The following is a 17,770-nucleotide window of genomic DNA, read 5'->3' on the forward strand; positions in this document are numbered from 1 at the left end:
CCCCTACTGAAACTGCGCGACAACGGTGGCAGAGGCTTCAAATTCACCTTCCTTCACACTTCCCACGCCCGGCTTTGCCACCGGCGCGGCGGTGAGATTCCAGTCGCCCTGATTCTGGTAAAACCCCTTCACGTTGTAAAATTGATTGGGCACAACGGTGCCACCACTCTCGTCTTTAAGCATAATGCCGAGATCGTCGCGTTTTTGTCCGCCGCTTAACGTGCCGAGGAGATTACCGTTAAATCCCGCCGTGCCTGACGCCGTGGTCGTTTGCACGCCAAGATTGATATTCAGCGCGCCCTGATCGAAGCTGCCGCCCTCACACACCACATGTATAGGGATTGGCTTACTATAGTTAGTGCCGTTGAGCCGGGCAGCGGATCCTGGCAAATCGCCAAACTCAATGCTGATTTTGTCTCCCCGGTTGAAGGTGCATTTGTCCGGTACGGTAATCAGCCCGGATTTAATCACCACGCGGGAAATTGGCGTTGTCGGCGTAGGACCAGCATCCCCTAAGCGCCCAGCAACCTCCACCAGCGACTGGGAGGTAATATTGATGCCATTAATAATGGGTTTTGTGACAATAAACGTCACTTTCCCTTTTGAACCACTTTCTATGTTGGTAGCCCGCTCGTAACCTTTGCGCTTTTTGCAGCTATGATCGTTATAACGATTTGAAAAATTGGTAAAAGGTGCCTGAACGTAGTTGTTATAACGCCCGGCGACCCACACCTGTACTTCCACATCCAGATACTCGTTTAGGCGAAAACGGTTCGCGCCCTGATTGGAAGGCGGCATCGTGGTCGTGGTGGTGTAGTAAATCGGTTGTCGGGAGATGTCAGCCTGTTCGCAGTGAAAATCCACTACATACCAACTGCCAAGATTCCAGGGAAACGGCTCCGTTCTGCCGCCCACGTGGTTTTTGCTGACATCCAGCGAGTTCAGTTCAATATCGTACTGATGCGGCGCCCCACCTTCCGGCTCACCTTCTCCCTGTGTAAATGCCTGCCCGGTCAGAGGACAGCCTGCTAGCACCCCCCACAGCAGCATTTTGCGCAATACGCTCATAGATACTCCAGCTTAAGTCTGACCAGACCGTTAAATTCTCCGGCGGTCACCTCTCGCCCAAAAGATTCCAGCGCGGCAAGAAAATGAATGGCGTTATCGCCCGGTTTGAGGATCCACATGCGTTGCGGTTGATTCAGGTGGATCAACTGCTTACGTTCAGTCAGTAGCCGGATGCCCGCGCCGCGAACATCGCCACGAATGCGCCCCAAATCGCTGTTTTCCGGTGCGCCTTCAGCCATCATCGTCATCGAAACACCACGCTCCACCGTGCTGTAAGCAAGCTCAGGCATCTCACTGGTCTGCCCGGGAAAATCCCTTAAGGTATGACCGGAGCCCTTTAAACAGCCGTTCAGATACAGCGTAACCAATACCGGATCGCTGCGATCGCCGCCCTGGCGAAATCGGCTGGCGGAAATATCACCAAGATCGATAGTCTGATCGCGGGAGGCCATATCCAGCACGCACGGCGAAACGAATACCCGACCATGAAAGCGGACATTGCCATACTCACCGGACACGTTGCTCATATCCTGGCGACCGCTTGTGGCCTGAACCGAGCAGGCCATGCCCGCCATCAGCAGAGCGCAAAGCATCTTTTTCATTTACGAATCCTGTTACCGGGGCTGTTGCTCCATTGGCAATGCTTTACACACATTGCCTGTGCAGCTGAATTTCAATTCGGGATGACCGCCAAAATCGTTCACATACATCATGCTGAACTGGCTAACGCTGCCGTCGGTCACACTGAAATCGCGAGAGGACTTTGGTGAAACCATAACCCCAGGGAAGTCAGTCAGCCTGTCGCCGCCCTGAGCTTCAGGTTTGCGGCTTAAGCCGATCAAGGTGACGAAGTACGGCGTTGGGTTATCCACACTCCAGCGCAGGCCCTGCTTATGAAAGACCAGTTGGTTTTGCCACACGGCGCCCGGTGTTTCCGGCACGATGGCGGTCGGACGGTAGAACAGTTTGATACGCGACTGCATCGCCAGCTGCAGAACGTTCGGCTTATCCGGCTTGGGCGGAATTTCGCGCACGTTCAGGTAGAACAGACTTTCTCGATCCTGTGGCAGAGCGTTAATACCGCTGGTTTTCGTCACACGTGCAATGCCCTTTTGCCCGCCGTTAATCCGTTGTAGCGGCGGTAAAACCATCAGCGGCGAAGTAATTTTTGTTCCATTGGCGTCTTCCACCCACGACTGAGCCAGAAACGGAATGCTCGGACTGGTGTTGGTTAAGTTCGCGCTGACAGAGCGCGCATCACCGGTGATGATCAGGCGCGTACGGTCAAGTGCGATACCCGCCCATGAGGCGTTGATCTCTGCAATCAAAAGCAGACCGCAGGCCACGGGTTTCAGCCAACGCTGCACGGAGTAAAAAGCTTTATTTTTCATGACAAAATTCATTCAGGTTATTGAAATTATTCACAAGGCAACAGCACGTTACCCTCCGGGTTGATTTGTTGCGGCACCTGTAAGTGACACTGAGCACGACCGCCCCAGGCAACAGAAAGACGCTCAGCTGGATTCACACCCGCAATCCAGGCCATGCCGTTTTCCATCACCATGGCGACGCTGACACCGTTGGCGTTAAACACTTCGGCTCCAAACGGCGGTACAGAGCCATCCTTCAGGCGCAGCAGCGCCATCATTTTTTGCCCCTGCGCCACGGCGAAGCGCTGATAACCAATCGCGCCTTCCGTCAGGGTGTTGGTGACGATGGCTTTGGTCGCGGAAATATCCTCGTCCATTGCGTCTACATCGATACGGGTATCAAAGCTGTGATAGCTGACGACGTCCGGAACGACGGCAATACCGAAGCGGTTTGAGTGCGCCTGTTCACCGTTCAGCGGTACATTCGCCACACCGTCGGTATCAACCATCACCCTGGCGGTATTCATTGACGCCTGGCTGTTATGCAGCGCCGCGCCGTGACGCGTTGCGGTAAAGCCGCCGCGCATCGTGCCGCCAACGGAGAAATAACGTGATTGCTGCCAGCTGACGTTAGACTCAAGCTCAGCCATCATGCTGCGATGCTTGTAGTAACCATCAAACGCGGTGTGCCCTTCACCGGAAACCCCTGCGCGCAGTCGCCATGGATTGTTACGGTCGCGGTTATCGGAATATGAAACCATCTGACTGGTCTGGTTGCCGCTGTTTTGCACTTCATAATCCATGGAGCGGCCATCGCTCCATGGCACCGAAATGGACAGCGAAAGGCTGTCGTCCCGTTTGCCCTGATACTCAGAACGGTAAGCAGAAAGGTTGGCGCTGATCCCCTGAATGCCTGCGAACGAAAAGCTGTGTCCCATCGACAACCCGTAACGATCCTGAGAGCCACGATCCCAGTAATTCTGGTGGGTATAGGTCAGGTACAGCGTGGTCGCTAATTGCGGGTCGTCAGCAAAAAAGGTCTTGTTACCGGTGATGGTGTACATCTCTTTTTCGTTGCCGGCGCTGTTGTTATTTTCATACTGCTCGTCAAGGAACTGCGAGAAGGTGCGGAAATTACGCTGTGAAAAGCGGTAACCAGCAAAGGTGATGGCGCTGTTGTACTCATCAAAGGTTTTGGCATAGCTGAGCTTAAAGGACATTCCTTTTTGTTCAGCCTGATGCTTCACCCGACTCACGGATTGCGTCGCGTCAGCCGACAGCGCACCCAGCCAGCTCAAATCCCGCCCAATCCCCATCGACCAGGCGTTATAACGATCGCCAGTGAGCAACGCGCCGCCATACAGCGACCACGCATTGCTGACCCCCCAGGAAAAATCACCGCTATAAAACGCAGGCCCCTGGACGTCGTGGTTATAACGCGATGGCTTACCGACCGCGGCATTGTAGCGAACATAGCCCGGGCGCGTCAGGTAAGGAATATCGGCCGTATTGACCTGAAAGGTTTGTACACTGCCATCCTGCTCTTCGACGCGAACATCCAGCGTGCCGCGTACCGAGCCGTGCAGATCCTGAATATTAAATGGCCCCGCAGGAACGGTGGTTTGATAGATAACACGCCCCTGCTGACTGACAGTGACCTTCGCATTGCTGCGCGCGATGCCATGTACTTCGGGCGCGTAGCCCTGCAAATTCGGCGGCAGCATGCGTTCGTCGCTGGCGAGGTTCGCCCCGGTGAAACGTACCGAATCAAAAACCTGAGAATTCAGGTAGATTTCGCCGAGCGTCAGTTTTGCCGCCTGCATCGGTAACGGGCGATAGGCATAGATCTGATCCCAATCGATTCGCCCTCGGTTCTCATCCGAAGCGTAATTGGCTTGATACTGGCCACGAAAACGCCACGCGCCGAGGTTAAAGCCAGTCTGTCCATAGCCAGACAGAGAGCGATAACGATCGCCGCCCTGCTCGTAATGTGTGGCCTGACCTGAAACGCTGTAGTCAAAAATCAGCCCTGCGACACCGTTATCCCAACGCTCCGGCGGCGTCCAGTCTGGATCGGTATATTTCATCCATGCCTGAGGCACGGTAATGTCCAGTACGCCGGCGCTATTATTCAGCACCACTCCCGGCAGGCGGGAAATGTCATAGCAGGCCGCGCTGATCGGGTGAATATAGGTCAGCGCCTTTTCTTTGAGCGCCAGTAATTCAAGTTGTTGTGGCGTCAGACAGGCCATGGATTTATGCGGGTTGGCAGGGTCGACGATATAACGAATCGACTGCTGAGGGATCTCCTGGCTGTTAATACGAACATCCAGCAGATATTCTCCGGGAGTCACAAAGTTGCCTTCGGAAAAACGCTGCAAATCGACATTGTGCCTGTCACTGGCATCCAGTACGTCGGTATTAAATTCAATGGCCTCATCCGCTTCAACACATGAAGAGGCACAGACCAGAGCAATAAAAAGCGCCAGACGTTTTTTATCTGTTTTCAGCGTGATCATTTTCGTTCGCAAACCTTCAGATACCCGAATTGCAGTGCAGCTCAGAGATAATTCACAACAAAATGCGTGACCGCAGTAAATTCGCCGGATGTCATTCTTCCGTCGCGGGAGATCAAATAAGCCGTAAAATTGAGCGTGTTTTTCCCTGGGTTAAGCGCATAGTCCGGTGATGGCTCACCCAGATGAATTTGCTGTCCTTTGCCGTCATATATTTCTATCGCTAAATTTTCAGTTTCCGATTGCACGCTCAGATAATCAGGATTGTCACTATCGGGTGCGCCGGAAAAGGTAATATTAGCGCGTTGAAAAAGACTCCCCGGATGTTGAGAATCCCCAAGGGAACATCCCAGCAAATGAATGCTGAAATCATGCGCAGATACTTTTTCAGGTTTACCGGAAATATCTCTGGCTGAGAGGTCATCAAATTCAACCAGTAGCGACCGGTCGCGCGGATCGACATAACAGGCAGCTTCAATAATATTTCCCCGCATGCGCATTTTGCCGGGCGTACTGACAAGACGATGAGTGTCAGCCAAAACCCATGCAGGCGATATAAAGATAAAAAGCAGTAAAATACGCCATCCAGGCATCACCGCATTTCCTTTCAGTTATTCGCAGGAAGGGTTAGGCAGGCGCATAATTGCGCCTGCTGCAGATCGTTACTGGTAGTCGATCTGGAAATTAACGGTAGATTCGAAATCACCCGGAGTTACCGCTGCAGATGCGTTGTTTGCCTGCAGGTAAGCGACGAAATCAATGTCGGTTTCGCCATCGGTAATGTTGACCTGAGAGGCCGCTTTGCCCCATTCCACGTCCTGGTTGCCGCTGTCAACCATACCGATGCCCGCACCCTTTGCAGTACCCGAGGTGAACGCGGCCAGCGCGTTGTTATCTGAATCAATTGTTGCCGGGGTATAGGTCACAGTAGCCGTTTTCGCGACGGTCGTATCACAGCCCTGCAGCACGATTTTGGCATGCTTAACGCCAGCACGTTGGTTGTCTTTTAACTGAGAAGTTGGGATTTCACCAAAATTTACCTGCACCGGGCTGGATTCTGGGGCCAGACCGCATGCGGAATTAACCAGAGAACCAGTGAAGTGAATTTTACCGTTAGTCGGTTCAACATTTTTTGCAGCATAAGCAGAAGATGCAGTAAAAGTCATTCCCGCCATCAGCGCACAGGCCACAGCCACGTTTTTCATTTTCATATTACTACTTAACCTTATATCTGTTTTTTGGTTATTCCGACGATCTATTTCCGCAGACAATTAATGCAAGGGAAATCCTGATCTGTAGGTGGCGGTAGCGCATATCCTTGCAAACAATCCATCTCAAGCCACCCCGTATTTTGAACTTCATTGGTATTCCATCAGAAATACCGTCCACAGGTGTTTACGCTGTTTCGGGGCTTATATTAAGTCGACGAAAAAATGACACAATGCAAAAATCCGGTATTAATCAAACTCAGGGAATCGTGTTGTAACACTGTCTATCGAGCGATCGTTTACCTAAAAAATAGCCAAAAAACACACCACATCCAGTGTTAATTGCTATTATTTACAGTTTTTATAGAGTTTTTATCTATCAAATATTTTTTTATTTAGCCAGAAGAACAGGCAAAATGTATTTATGAAAGTTTTGTAAAAATGAAATTAGATATCAAAAGCGAGTAATGACAATAAGATAGTGAAAGAGAGGAAGGACATAGGAGGATTCTATTAGATATATTAAAAGATTGTTATATAAATATTAATAAAGAGTTCTATAGTACAATCATTTTTTATAAATGAATTATGTTATGCTATTGCTTCCCCCACTCGAATGCGAGATATCCTGCTTTAAAGGAGACATCAGTGATTTCTCATATACCAATAAACAAAATCAAATCCGTAATTATTGGTGATGGCTTAGTTTTCAGACCACATAAAAATACCCTAAAAGACCTGGCGTCTGGTGAAATGGCCACATTGAATAATGTGGCAACACAATTACTGCTCTATCTGTTGCAAAATGGTAAAGAGATATCCTCGCGCGATGAAATTCTGCAGAATGTTTTCCAGCATAATGGCGCCAGAGCGACGGATGCTAATCTCAATCAGCACATTTCATTTCTGCGCAAAGCAATAACGTCTACGGGCCATCCTGCAGAACTGATCGTCACCATTCCGCGAATAGGATTTCGGATGGGCGACGCCAGTATCAATATTCAGCAACTGGAGGAAGCACAAGCACCCACCAGAATAGCCAATGTTGCATTGATGCCCAGGAAAAAGAAACGAAACCTGTGGCCTGTCATGATAACAACGTTAATTACCGGCATCGCCGTGCTGGCGACAGCGTGGTTAACATGGATACCCAATAAAATCGCTATGACGGACGCAGCGATCCTGCGGACTATCGACTACGAGCAATGCCGAGTGCATATATTAGGAAACGCCCTCACCGACACCATTACCGAAAAAAAAGCGCTGGATATTTTCAAGTCCGTGGGTATTAACCCTAACTGTTCGTATCCAAAAGATCTGTATCTCAATACCTGGGCGAGCAACCATAATCTGGTTGAGTGGTCGTTTGCCGCTGAATGTGGGCTAAACCTCGGCTATTACCATTGCATCAGCCAGTATCGCCATCATGAGGAATGATATGAAGCAGGAAAGCGATCACTCTCCTTTACTATGGTCAGTCGTGATTGCCATTTTTGGGCTGGCGACTATCGCTTTTTTTATTATCGCCGGGAATGCGAAAAAACAAGAAATCAGTTTTTCCTGTTCCTCGGAATTCACGTCGATACTCGACATCCAAAACACCAAAAAGGAACTCCACGGAATAATGCTGATCACCAGCTACAACTCTGGACACCTCTCATTGTCAGTACAAGGGAAACTCAAAAGTGATGATGGCGAGTTTGCTGTTAACCGAAAACTGTTCTTTCGCTATGCCCGACCACTCGGCCATACCGCCGGCGTTTTTATGCTCACCCCCGACGGACGCGAAAAATCCCCGGATGATGAAGCAACGGATGCTATAGATTATCTTTTCTTTGACGCTTACGAACGTGCCGACAAGCTGTATATGCTAAAGCACCTGAATGAGGAAACGGTTCTTATTGGCGATAACTTTTCACCCCGCTTCGCCTGCGTGATGAATCACTTCGCGAGTTAATCGCCTTCTGGATATGCGTCGGGTTAAGGATGACCTGATGTGTTGCCCACCCGAAAGCACGGGCGCGGTCGATAGAACGTGAGAATGAGATTATTATTTTTGGTGGGTTAAAACGACGAAAGCCTGAATCATTTCTGATTCAGGCTTTCTGAATAGTGGCGGAATGGACGGGACTCGAACCCGCGACCCCCTGCGTGACAGGCAGGTATTCTAACCAACTGAACTACCACTCCGCGTTGTGTTCCGCTTGGGAACGAAGCGAATATTACGGATTGCTTCGCACCTCGTCAACGCTTTTTCTCACGTTTTTTAATCGTTTGCTGCAAAAATCACCCGAACGGCCATTTTCATACGGTAAATGTACAAACTATGCCCGCCAGAGGCAACTTCCGCCTTTCTTCTGCACCAGGTCAAGGCGTGACTCATGGGCCGCTAACTCTTCATCAGTGGCGAAAACAACACGTAGTTTGCTGGACTGGCGCACAATACGCTGGATCCCCGTGTCATTCCTCTGCTGGCTGTCGCCTTCCATTGAGAACGCCATCGTGGTCTGCCCGCCGGTCATCATCAGATAAACGTCGGCCAGAATCTGGGCATCAAGCAATGCGCCGTGCAGGGTTCGTTTACTGTTGTCTATCTCATAGCGCGAGCACAACGCATCAAGGCTGTTTCGCTTGCCAGGAAACATTTTCCTCGCCAGCGCCAGGCTATCGGTTATTTTGCAGAATTCGTTCGTCTTCGGAATATCCCGCTTGAGCTTCGCGAACTCGTAATCCATAAAACCGATATCGAACGATGCGTTATGGATGACCAGCTCCGCGCCGCGAATGTAGTCGAGAAATTCGTCGGCTACATCAGCAAACGTGGGTTTATCAAGCAGGAATTCGTCTGCGATTCCGTGTACGCCGAACGCTTCCGGGTCCACCAGCCGATCCGGCTTCAGATAAACATGGAAGTTATTGCCGGTCAGGCGGCGGTTCACCACTTCAACCGCACCGATCTCAATGATCTTGTGGCCTTCATAGTGGGCGCCAATCTGGTTCATACCGGTGGTTTCGGTATCGAGGACGATCTGTCGTGTAATTCCAGTGCTCATAACGGTCATTTATGTCAGACTTATCGTTTGATTTCGATTTGCTAAAACAGGAAGTCTACCAGAGATGCTTAAACAGGTAGAAATTTTCACCGATGGTTCTTGCCTGGGAAATCCAGGACCGGGTGGTTATGGGGCGATTTTACGCTATCGCGGGCGCGAAAAAACCTTTAGCGAAGGCTACAACCTTACAACTAATAATCGCATGGAGCTGATGGCAGCAATCGTTGCGCTGGAAGCCCTGAAAGAACAGTGTGAAGTGATACTCAGCACGGACAGCCAGTATGTGCGCCAGGGCATTACGCAGTGGATCCACAACTGGAAGAAGCGTGGCTGGAAAACAGCAGATAAAAAACCAGTGAAGAACGTCGATCTGTGGAAGCGTCTCGATGCCGCTTTGGGCCCTCATCAAATCAAATGGGAATGGGTTAAAGGCCATGCGGGCCATCCGGAAAACGAACGCTGCGATGAGCTTGCGCGCGCCGCGGCCATGAGCCCAACTCAGGATGATATTGGGTATCAGACTGAGGCTTAAGCGTCCGGTTTACGGTATTGCCGGGTCGCGCCAACGGCATGACGGATAGGCGTTTTGCTTTTATTTTGTTTCATCGGATTGAGTGTAAGTGGAATGGTTCGCTTGCGCGCAACCACCAGCTGTAAACAGCCCAGCGCGGGGATATGGGTGCTTAACATTTTCCCGCCCTTCTTATTCCAGGGCAGAACATGAAAACGACTATAGTGCAGCACTTCAAAATTCAGTAATGATAGCCAGTCCAATTGACGCATGAGGGTAAACATCCGACTGTTATAGGGCGATGTCTTACGCAATACGGGCACCAGTTTACGCAAACCCATCAGGCTTACCGGGTTAAAGCCGCTCAAAATCAACCAACCGTCATCAATCAACACGCGATCGGCTTCACGCAGTAGGCGATGCGGATCGGAACACCACGGTAACGTATGGGCCAATAAACAGACATCCACGGACTTATCGGCAAAGGGAAGATGCAAAGGATCGGCCGTCACCTGCATGGGAGAACCCTGCAAAGAAACATTTACCTGATGAGAAACCGCGCACGCTTCGGAATCGATTTCTGCGCTTAAATTACCAACCTTAAGCAGATGAAAACCGTACATTTTTGCGAACCACGGGTTAAGCTGATACTCCAGCGCCTCACGATAGTGTTCGCCCCAGGGCAGATCATCCCAGCTAACGGGCGCTACGACAGTTTGAGGGATCCTTGCCGGTTTCATCACAACCTTCCGTTACGCATTGAGAGGTAATATATGAATCTTAACAGTATTCCTGCATTTCAGGACAATTACATCTGGGTCTTGTCAAATAATGACCAGCATTGTCTGATTGTGGACCCGGGTGAAGCGGCTCCTGTTCTGAAAGCCATTGCAGAGCATAACTGGGTGCCTGAAGCCATTCTGCTAACCCATCATCATCAGGATCACGTGGGCGGAGTGAAAGAACTTCTGCAGCATTTCCCACAAATAGTGGTATACGGACCGGCTGAAACGCAAGATAAGGGAACGACACACATAGTCGAAGATGGTGATATTGCACTCGTTTTGGGGCATGAATTTAGGGTAATTGCTACTCCGGGTCACACTTTAGGACATATCTGTTACTTTAGCTATCCTTACTTATTTTGTGGTGACACACTCTTTTCTGGCGGTTGCGGTCGACTTTTCGAAGGCACAGCGACCCAAATGTATCAATCACTTAAAAAAATAAACGCCCTTCCTGACGATACATTAATTTGTTGCGCACATGAGTACACATTAGCAAACATGAAGTTTGCCTTAAGCATTCTCCCGCACGATTCGTTCATAAATGAATATTATCGTAAAGTTAATGAGTTACGCGTAAAAAAACAAATGACACTACCCGTAATTCTGAAAAATGAGCGGCGAAATAATCTTTTTTTAAGAACAGAAGATATTGATTTAATTAATGAAATTAACAAAGAAACAATATTGCAACAACCTGAGGAGCGTTTTGCCTGGTTAAGGTCAAAGAAAGATACGTTCTGACAATTCCGGGTTGCCTTTTGAAAACTTCGCCGTTATGATCGGTCGTCTTTTAAGCAACTATTGACACACACATGAAGGCAAAAGCGATATTACTCGCCTCTGTCCTGCTTGTTGGGTGCCAGAATACTGGTAACGTCCAACAACACGCACAGAGCCTTTCTGCAGCTGGTCAAGGGGAAGCAGGAAAGTTTACAAGTCAGGCGCGATGGATGGACGACGGAACATCTATCGCTGCTGATCAAAATTTGTGGGCTTTCATTGGTGACGAGCTAAAGATGGGAATTCCGGAAAACAGCCGGATTCGCGAACAGAAACAGAAGTATTTACGCAATAAGAGCTATCTCCACGATGTAACTTTACGGGCAGAGCCGTATATGTACTGGATAGCCGGGCAGGTTAAGAAACGTAACATGCCTATGGAACTGGTACTACTACCCATAGTGGAGAGCGCTTTTGATCCTCACGCAACGTCTGGCGCCAATGCCGCAGGTATTTGGCAGATCATTCCGAGCACGGGGCGCAATTATGGTTTAAAACAGACCCGCAGTTATGATGCACGTCGCGACGTTGTGGCTTCCACCACCGCCGCGCTGGACATGATGCAGCGTCTGAACAAGATGTTTGATGGCGACTGGCTGCTGACCGTTGCTGCTTATAATAGCGGTGAAGGTCGTGTCATGAAGGCAATCAAAACGAACAAAGCTCGTGGTAAACCCACTGACTTCTGGTCGTTGCCATTGCCTCAGGAAACGAAGCTATACGTGCCCAAAATGCTGGCATTGAGCGATATACTCAAAAACAGCAAACGCTATGGCGTACGTCTGCCAACAACAGACGAAAGCCGCGCGTTGGCACGTGTTCGCCTGAGTAGCCCGGTTGAGATGGCTCAGGTTGCCGATATGGCGGGTATTTCCGTTAGCAAGCTGAAGACCTTCAATGCAGGCGTGAAAGGTTCCACGTTGGGTGCCAGCGGCCCGCAATATGTGATGGTGCCAAAGAAGCATGCAGAGAAGCTGCGTGAGTCTCTGGCTTCAGGCGAAATTGCAGCCGTGCAGTCAACGCTGGTCGCGGATAACACGCCGCTGAACAGCCGTAGCTACAAAGTTCGCTCTGGCGATACGCTTTCTGGCGTTGCTTCACGTCTTGGCGTGAGCATCAATGACCTTAAGCAGTGGAATAATCTGCGCGGGTCATCGCTGAAAGTAGGCCAGAATCTGACGGTGGGCGCTGGCAGCAGCGCACAGCGACTGGCGAACAACAGCGATAGCATCACCTATCGTGTGCGTAAAGGCGACTCGCTCTCGAGTATTGCCAAACGCCACGGGGTTAACATCAAGGATGTGATGCGCTGGAACAGCGATACGAATAATCTACAGCCAGGCGATCAGCTAACGTTGTTTGTGAAAAACAACGACATGCCGGACTCCTGATAGCATTGTAGAAATGAAGGCACTGGTTTCCCCCCAGTGCCTTTTTCATTTATCCCGCTTTATGTGCCTCAACCATTATCGTGTCGCTGGTAAACGAGCCATCTCCCTGTAACGCAAAGTAGTCTTTCACTTGTGCAGAAGCACTTTGTTGGTAGGCACGAATCGCGTCGCTCAACGCTGCAGGCGTACGCATCCGCGCCACCCACGAACTGAACTCCAGCGCCAGACTATCGGTTAACAAGGTATCGGCAATCAGATTGGCGTCATTGATTAACGACAACCACTCTCCGCTGGAATAGTTGCGTACGTGTGAGGTATCGCGTAATGCCTCCACGGTTTGCAACCAGATATCACGTACTGGGTGGCCAGGCGACATCACATCCATCACAATCAGTACACCACCGGGCTTCAGAACGCGGTTCACTTCCCGCAGCGCGCGCCCGACATCATGCCAGTGATGCGCGGAATAGCGGCTAATCACCACATCAAATACGTTATCTTCAAATGGCAGGCTCTCAGCATACCCCTGCCGTGTGGCGATATTTTCCAGGCCTCGGTCTTTTGCCGCCTCAGCAACCACTTCAAGCATCTGCGACGATAAATCATAAGCCACGACCTGCTTTACGTGTTGCGCGGCCACAAAGCTGGCGTGCCCTGCTCCGCATCCCATATCCAATACGCGAGCCTGCGGAAATGCCGACAACCTTTCCCCCAGACGTTGCAAGTCACGGCCAGAGGCGTGCACCGTACTGGTTAAATAGGCATTAGCCTGAGAGCCAAACTGTTTTTCGACGTTGTCATGGTGAGAGCGTGTTGTCATTGTGTTGTCCTTCGGTTGTTATGAAATATGAAGGGCAACCATCACAGGCCTGCCCTATGGCAGACCTGACACACCGTTATTGTTCAGGTTTGCCGGGACTGAATTCAACGAGTAGCGGGTTGTGATCGGATGCACGGGTGACCAGCACAGAGGCTTCACTCACGTTCAGACCGCGATAGAACACAAAATCAAGAGGGCGACCAAACGCACGGCGGCGCTGATCGTCAGTAAAGCGAACCTGGCGCAGCGACATTTCACGCGCAAAGCGGTACAGCGCATTCATCCGTCGACGGCTCCAGGCATTAAAATCGCCGGCCATGATCACCGGACCGCTGTGATGAGCAATCTGATCTCCAATGGGAAGTAACTGCTTACTATAGACATCAACGCCAAGGCTAAAGTTAACCGCGTGGATATTCACCACCATTAACAGCCGAGTGTCAGGCAACGGGTACACCGTCACCAGCGCCGATTTCGCCAGCCGTAAAATAGGCTCACGCTCGCGCAATGGACAGCAGTAAACAGGATGAGCAGCAGAGAGCGTCATGACGCCAGAGGGATGCTGAGGCAGCACAAAGGCCGGAACCTGATCGGCAGCAAGATAGTTAGCGGTCGCAAACTGCACCAGTTCTGGCGTGGTTTGTGCTTCCTGCAATAACACCAGATGCGCATCTTTGCCAAAATTCTTCAGCACCGACTGCCATTCTGCGCGCTGCTGTTTAAAAATATTCCATACCAGCACACGAATGCGATCTTCACTGCTTAACGGAACGCCTGCGGGTAATGCCTGGCCAATATGCGCAAACGACCCCGGCGGTAAAATCCGCTCGGCGGGTTGTCCGGCAACATAACGCATGGCATAGGTGTTTTTTCGCACTTTAGACTTTCAAACCTCTGTAACGTCAACCAGTCCGCAGCCGGACTGGTTCTTCTGTTATAGGGATTTTAGCACTCACTTTCAACGAACAATTGCAGTTTGTTTTGTAAGTGGGCGCTTACATCAATGATTTACCCCAAAGCAACGCGCGCGGGCTTATCAAGACGACCGCTGAGTCCCATCAGAAGGAAAGCAACCAGGACAATAAGTGCACCAATCCACGGCGTCTGCGCCAGACCATAATGCTCGACCGTTTGTCCACCAATCACTGAACCCAGTGCAATGCCAATATTAAACGCCGCAATGTTCAACCCTGACGCCACATCTACAGCATTAGGCGTAAATTGTTCCGCTTTCTGTACCACGTAGACCTGCAACCCCGGTACGTTACCAAAGGCAAAGATCCCCATTACCAGGATGGTAGCCAGCGCGGCATACTGCGTAGAAGCCGTCAGTTGGAAAACCATCAACAGAACAAACAACGCGGCGAAAATGAATTTCAGCGCAGGAACAGCACCATGCTTATCCGCCAGCTTACCACCCCAGATATTACCGATAGCCACTGAAACACCGTAACCCAGTAAGATCCAGCTTACTGCTGCCGGAGAGAATCCCGCCAGATCCTGCATCATCGGTGCCAGGAAGGTGAATGCCGTGAATACACCGCCGTAGCCCAGTGCCGTAACGGCATAAATCAGCAACAGACGGGGATGAGTCAGCACCTTCACCTGGTCGCGAATGCTGGCGGCTGCACGACCGGGAATGTTGGCGGGGATCAACAACTGGCTACTGATCAGTGCAATCACGCCTAACATTGATACCGCAAGGAAAGTCTCGCGCCAGCCAAAGTGTTGACCAATAAACGTTCCCAGCGGCACGCCGGTTACCAGCGCCACCGTTAAGCCACCAAACATAATGGCGATGGCGGAGGCCGCTTTCTCTTTCGGCACCAGACTTGTCGCGATGGTAGAACCAATCGAGAAGAATACACCGTGTGCCAGCCCAGTCAGCAGACGAGCGACAATGAGTGTCATATACCCGGGAGCCTGCCATGCCAGCAAATTCCCCGCCGTAAACAGAACCATCAGCGCAACCAGTAACTGCTTACGTGGCAGGCGTCCGGTCAAAGCGGTCAGTACCGGTGCGCCAATCGCCACACCCAGCGCATAGATGGAAACCAGCATCCCGGCGGAAGGTAACGAGATCGCCAGTTGTTGAGCGATAGTCGGCACCAGACCAACAATCACAAACTCAGTAGTGCCTATAGCGAAGGCACTAATTGTTAGTGCAAATAAAGCGAGAGGCATAAATAACTCCGTAACATCAGTAATCAGATGACACGCAGTATGCCTGGATGTTTTAATGACAAAAATATTCAAAATCTCAATATAATTTTGCGTCAGGTGCAAAAATGAAAGCAACCTCTGAAGAACTTGCGATTTTTGTAGCGGTAGTGGAAAGCGGCAGCTTTAGCCGGGCGGCAGAACAGCTTGGACAAGCCAATTCCGCGGTCAGTCGGGCAGTAAAAAAGCTGGAGATGAAACTGGGCGTCAGTTTGCTTAATCGAACGACCCGACAGCTAAGTCTCACTGAGGAAGGAGAGCGCTATTTCAGGCGGGTGCAGCAGATACTGCAAGAGATGGGTGCAGCAGAAACGGAAATCATGGAGTCGCGTAATACTCCGCGCGGCCTGCTGCGCATCGACGCAGCAACACCGGTGATGTTGCATTTCCTGATGCCGCTAATCAAACCGTTCCGGGAGCGGTATCCCGAGATGACGTTGTCTCTCGTCTCCTCGGAAACATTCATCAATCTTATTGAACGAAAAGTGGATGTTGCTATACGAGCGGGCACACTGACTGACTCGAGTCTACGTGCGCGTCCGTTATTTACCAGCTATCGCAAGATTATTGCCTCACCGGAGTACATTGCCCGTTTTGGTAGACCAGAGACCGTCGAGGAGTTAAAACAGCATCTGTGTCTGGGGTTTTCCGAACCGGTTTCGCTCAATACCTGGCCGATTGCCTGTAGCGACGGACAGCTGCATGAGGTCGAGTGTGGCATTTCTTCCAACAGTGGGGAAACGCTAAAACAGCTTTGCCTGAACGGCAACGGCATCGCCTGTCTTTCAGATTATATGATAGATAAAGAGATCGCGCGGGGAGAGCTAGTGGAACTGCTGGCCGATAAACGTCTGCCGGTAAAAATGCCTTTCAGCGCCGTTTACTACAGCGATCGTGCGGTCAGTACACGTATTCGTGCATTTATAGACTTTTTAAGTGAATATATAAGAACAGCTCCCGAAGGAGCTGTAAAAGAGGGGTAAGGGATACACAGGATCGGGCAATTAATCCCAGGCAGGAGCCAGACCTTCCGGGCTGACCAGACGATCGTTGCAGTCCAGTGCCGCGATCATTTTTTTATCTTCGGCATCCAGATGCAGTTCCAGCGCCAGCAGGTTGCTTGCCAGGTTTTCACGTTTGGTAGAAGAAGGAATTACGGAGTAACCTTCCCCCATTGCCCATGCCAGAATAACCTGCGCCGGGGTCGCGTTATGTTTAGCGGCAATGTGCGCAATCACTTCATCTTTCAGCGCGTTACCGTAAGCCAGCGTCATGTAAGAGGTGATGTGGATACCGTGTGCTTTCGCCCAGTCAACCACCTTACGGCTCTGAAGATACGGAGAAAGCTCAATCTGGTTGGTCGCAATATTGTCTGCGCCTACTGCGGCAATGGCTTTTTCCATCAGCGCAATAGTGAAGTTTGAGATACCAATTTCACGAGTCAGTCCCTGCTGTTTTGCTTCGAGCAGCGCCAGCATGAATTCCTCAACAGATACAGCATCTCCTGGAGATGGCCAGTGGATCAGCGCCAAATCAACATAATCTGTACGCAGTTTCTTCAGGCTTTCTTTCAGACTTGGGAGCAGTTTTTCTTTGCTGAGATTTTCAATCCAGATCTTGGTGGTGATGTACAGTTCGTTACGCGGTACGCCGCTTTCGGCAATCGCCTGACCAACAGCCGCTTCATTATCATAGATTTGCGCAGTGTCGACAGCACGGTAGCCCAGCTCAAGCGCCGTTTTAACAGAAGCGATAACCACGTCGTCTTTCAGGCGGAAAGTACCCAAACCGAATGCAGGGATAGCCATAGAATTCCTCTTTTTAATCACTATGTTCGTTAACTAAGAGGATTATGACTTCCAGCTCTTTATAGAAAAAGAGTGATAAATGCAGAGGATTTTTGCGGATGTAGCAATAATTAAATTGCAGGCAAAGAAAAAGCCCTGAGCTAATGCTCAGGGCTCTTAATAAGTGGCGGAACGGACGGGACTCGAACCCGCGACCCCCTGCGTGACAGGCAGGTATTCTAACCAACTGAACTACCG

18 protein-coding genes and 1 tRNA gene are annotated in these 17,770 nt (G+C 50.5%); 6 read left to right on the forward strand and 13 right to left on the reverse strand.

The genetic code is table 11. The features are described from left to right. Positions 1-3: 3 nt before the first annotated feature. From OGV74_RS20890 to OGV74_RS20915, 6 genes are all read right to left on the reverse strand, one after another. Positions 4-1,068 carry a fimbrial protein gene (locus tag OGV74_RS20890; protein WP_086503707.1) on the reverse strand — a complete coding sequence of 355 codons (1,065 nt, stop codon included), beginning with the start codon at positions 1,066-1,068 and terminating at the stop codon, positions 4-6. Further along, positions 1,065-1,670: a fimbrial protein gene (locus tag OGV74_RS20895; RefSeq protein WP_032948581.1), complete on the reverse strand. Its 606-nt coding sequence runs from the start codon at positions 1,668-1,670 to the stop codon at positions 1,065-1,067. Before OGV74_RS20895 ends, OGV74_RS20890 begins: the two co-directional genes overlap by 4 nt. A gap of 12 nt (positions 1,671-1,682) precedes the next feature. After that, the gene (locus OGV74_RS20900; protein ID WP_032948580.1) at positions 1,683-2,471 is read right to left on the reverse strand and encodes a fimbrial biogenesis chaperone; all 789 of its coding nucleotides are present in this window, start codon (positions 2,469-2,471) and stop codon (positions 1,683-1,685) included. 14 nt (positions 2,472-2,485) lie between these two features. Continuing rightward, on the reverse strand, positions 2,486-4,957 hold the full coding sequence (locus OGV74_RS20905; protein ID WP_086503705.1) for a fimbria/pilus outer membrane usher protein: 2,472 nt from the start codon (positions 4,955-4,957) through the stop codon (positions 2,486-2,488). A 41-nt stretch (positions 4,958-4,998) separates the two neighbouring features. Continuing rightward, the gene (locus OGV74_RS20910; protein ID WP_003838886.1) at positions 4,999-5,547 is read right to left on the reverse strand and encodes a fimbrial protein; all 549 of its coding nucleotides are present in this window, start codon (positions 5,545-5,547) and stop codon (positions 4,999-5,001) included. Between the two features lie 69 nt (positions 5,548-5,616). Beyond that, the gene (locus tag OGV74_RS20915) at positions 5,617-6,165 is read right to left on the reverse strand and encodes a fimbrial protein (protein ID WP_044714304.1); all 549 of its coding nucleotides are present in this window, start codon (positions 6,163-6,165) and stop codon (positions 5,617-5,619) included. A 750-nt stretch (positions 6,166-6,915) separates the two neighbouring features. Between OGV74_RS20915 and OGV74_RS20920 the strand changes: the two genes are divergently transcribed. Together OGV74_RS20920 and OGV74_RS20925 are read left to right on the forward strand one after the other, a co-directional pair. Further along, positions 6,916-7,599 (forward strand): winged helix-turn-helix domain-containing protein, encoded by a 684-nt coding sequence (locus OGV74_RS20920; RefSeq protein WP_226807758.1) that lies wholly within the window; start codon positions 6,916-6,918, stop codon positions 7,597-7,599. 1 nt (position 7,600) lies between these two features. After that, positions 7,601-8,119 carry a FidL-like protein gene (locus OGV74_RS20925; protein ID WP_003838893.1) on the forward strand — a complete coding sequence of 173 codons (519 nt, stop codon included), beginning with the start codon at positions 7,601-7,603 and terminating at the stop codon, positions 8,117-8,119. Positions 8,120-8,275: 156 nt separating this feature from the next. Here the strand turns inward: OGV74_RS20925 and OGV74_RS20930 are convergent. Both OGV74_RS20930 and dnaQ read right to left on the reverse strand, forming a co-directional pair. Beyond that, positions 8,276-8,352: transfer RNA gene (locus tag OGV74_RS20930), tRNA-Asp, on the reverse strand. Between the two features lie 134 nt (positions 8,353-8,486). After that, positions 8,487-9,215: a DNA polymerase III subunit epsilon gene (gene dnaQ, locus OGV74_RS20935; protein ID WP_003031410.1), complete on the reverse strand. Its 729-nt coding sequence runs from the start codon at positions 9,213-9,215 to the stop codon at positions 8,487-8,489. Between the two features lie 64 nt (positions 9,216-9,279). Here dnaQ and rnhA point away from each other — a divergent pair, with 64 nt between their 5' ends. Further along, positions 9,280-9,747 (forward strand): ribonuclease HI, encoded by a 468-nt coding sequence (gene rnhA / locus OGV74_RS20940; protein ID WP_003031412.1) that lies wholly within the window; start codon positions 9,280-9,282, stop codon positions 9,745-9,747. Here the strand turns inward: rnhA and OGV74_RS20945 are convergent. Then, positions 9,744-10,466, reverse strand: a complete 723-nt coding sequence (locus OGV74_RS20945; protein WP_003031413.1) for a class I SAM-dependent methyltransferase — start codon at positions 10,464-10,466, stop codon at positions 9,744-9,746. The two genes, rnhA and OGV74_RS20945, sit on opposite strands and share 4 nt — an antisense overlap. Before the next feature lie 33 nt (positions 10,467-10,499). Here OGV74_RS20945 and gloB point away from each other — a divergent pair, with 33 nt between their 5' ends. Next, on the forward strand, positions 10,500-11,255 hold the full coding sequence (gene gloB, locus OGV74_RS20950; RefSeq protein WP_192465756.1) for a hydroxyacylglutathione hydrolase: 756 nt from the start codon (positions 10,500-10,502) through the stop codon (positions 11,253-11,255). Between the two features lie 71 nt (positions 11,256-11,326). Then, positions 11,327-12,685 carry a murein transglycosylase D gene (gene mltD, locus OGV74_RS20955; protein WP_086503703.1) on the forward strand — a complete coding sequence of 453 codons (1,359 nt, stop codon included), beginning with the start codon at positions 11,327-11,329 and terminating at the stop codon, positions 12,683-12,685. 49 nt (positions 12,686-12,734) lie between these two features. On the opposite strand, the gene OGV74_RS20960 is transcribed toward mltD, so the two are convergent. From OGV74_RS20960 to OGV74_RS20970, 3 genes are all read right to left on the reverse strand, one after another. Then, a complete protein-coding gene (locus OGV74_RS20960; RefSeq protein ID WP_086503702.1) occupies positions 12,735-13,505 on the reverse strand; it encodes a class I SAM-dependent methyltransferase in 771 nt (256 codons plus the stop codon). Positions 13,506-13,581: 76 nt separating this feature from the next. Then, entirely contained in the window at positions 13,582-14,382 is an 801-nt protein-coding gene (locus OGV74_RS20965) for an endonuclease/exonuclease/phosphatase family protein (RefSeq protein ID WP_003031427.1), read from the reverse strand. A 131-nt stretch (positions 14,383-14,513) separates the two neighbouring features. Continuing rightward, positions 14,514-15,689 carry an MFS transporter gene (locus OGV74_RS20970; RefSeq protein WP_003838907.1) on the reverse strand — a complete coding sequence of 392 codons (1,176 nt, stop codon included), beginning with the start codon at positions 15,687-15,689 and terminating at the stop codon, positions 14,514-14,516. Between the two features lie 104 nt (positions 15,690-15,793). Between OGV74_RS20970 and yafC the strand changes: the two genes are divergently transcribed. After that, positions 15,794-16,708: a DNA-binding transcriptional regulator YafC gene (gene yafC / locus OGV74_RS20975; protein WP_061548398.1), complete on the forward strand. Its 915-nt coding sequence runs from the start codon at positions 15,794-15,796 to the stop codon at positions 16,706-16,708. Between the two features lie 21 nt (positions 16,709-16,729). On the opposite strand, the gene dkgB is transcribed toward yafC, so the two are convergent. Further along, positions 16,730-17,533 carry a 2,5-didehydrogluconate reductase DkgB gene (gene dkgB / locus OGV74_RS20980; RefSeq protein WP_032937070.1) on the reverse strand — a complete coding sequence of 268 codons (804 nt, stop codon included), beginning with the start codon at positions 17,531-17,533 and terminating at the stop codon, positions 16,730-16,732. Positions 17,534-17,770 lie beyond the last annotated feature (237 nt).

It is taken from the genome of Citrobacter sp. Cf116, assembly GCF_030336505.1.
GTDB classification, from domain to species: Bacteria; Pseudomonadota; Gammaproteobacteria; order Enterobacterales; family Enterobacteriaceae; genus Citrobacter; species Citrobacter freundii.

Bases quoted from the DNA above. Each gene is read 5' to 3' on its own strand.
- OGV74_RS20890 (WP_086503707.1), bottom strand. From the start codon at position 1,068: ATGAGCGTATTGCGCAAAATGCTGCTGTGGGGGGTGCTAGCAGGCTGT.
- OGV74_RS20895 (WP_032948581.1), bottom strand. From the start codon at position 1,670: ATGAAAAAGATGCTTTGCGCTCTGCTGATGGCGGGCATGGCCTGCTCG.
- OGV74_RS20900 (WP_032948580.1), bottom strand. From the start codon at position 2,471: ATGAATTTTGTCATGAAAAATAAAGCTTTTTACTCCGTGCAGCGTTGG.
- OGV74_RS20905 (WP_086503705.1), bottom strand. From the start codon at position 4,957: ATGATCACGCTGAAAACAGATAAAAAACGTCTGGCGCTTTTTATTGCT.
- OGV74_RS20910 (WP_003838886.1), bottom strand. From the start codon at position 5,547: ATGCCTGGATGGCGTATTTTACTGCTTTTTATCTTTATATCGCCTGCA.
- OGV74_RS20915 (WP_044714304.1), bottom strand. From the start codon at position 6,165: ATGAAAATGAAAAACGTGGCTGTGGCCTGTGCGCTGATGGCGGGAATG.
- OGV74_RS20920 (WP_226807758.1), top strand. From the start codon at position 6,916: ATGGCCACATTGAATAATGTGGCAACACAATTACTGCTCTATCTGTTG.
- OGV74_RS20925 (WP_003838893.1), top strand. From the start codon at position 7,601: ATGAAGCAGGAAAGCGATCACTCTCCTTTACTATGGTCAGTCGTGATT.
- dnaQ (WP_003031410.1), bottom strand. From the start codon at position 9,215: ATGAGCACTGGAATTACACGACAGATCGTCCTCGATACCGAAACCACC.
- rnhA (WP_003031412.1), top strand. From the start codon at position 9,280: ATGCTTAAACAGGTAGAAATTTTCACCGATGGTTCTTGCCTGGGAAAT.
- OGV74_RS20945 (WP_003031413.1), bottom strand. From the start codon at position 10,466: ATGAAACCGGCAAGGATCCCTCAAACTGTCGTAGCGCCCGTTAGCTGG.
- gloB (WP_192465756.1), top strand. From the start codon at position 10,500: ATGAATCTTAACAGTATTCCTGCATTTCAGGACAATTACATCTGGGTC.
- mltD (WP_086503703.1), top strand. From the start codon at position 11,327: ATGAAGGCAAAAGCGATATTACTCGCCTCTGTCCTGCTTGTTGGGTGC.
- OGV74_RS20960 (WP_086503702.1), bottom strand. From the start codon at position 13,505: ATGACAACACGCTCTCACCATGACAACGTCGAAAAACAGTTTGGCTCT.
- OGV74_RS20970 (WP_003838907.1), bottom strand. From the start codon at position 15,689: ATGCCTCTCGCTTTATTTGCACTAACAATTAGTGCCTTCGCTATAGGC.
- yafC (WP_061548398.1), top strand. From the start codon at position 15,794: ATGAAAGCAACCTCTGAAGAACTTGCGATTTTTGTAGCGGTAGTGGAA.
- dkgB (WP_032937070.1), bottom strand. From the start codon at position 17,533: ATGGCTATCCCTGCATTCGGTTTGGGTACTTTCCGCCTGAAAGACGAC.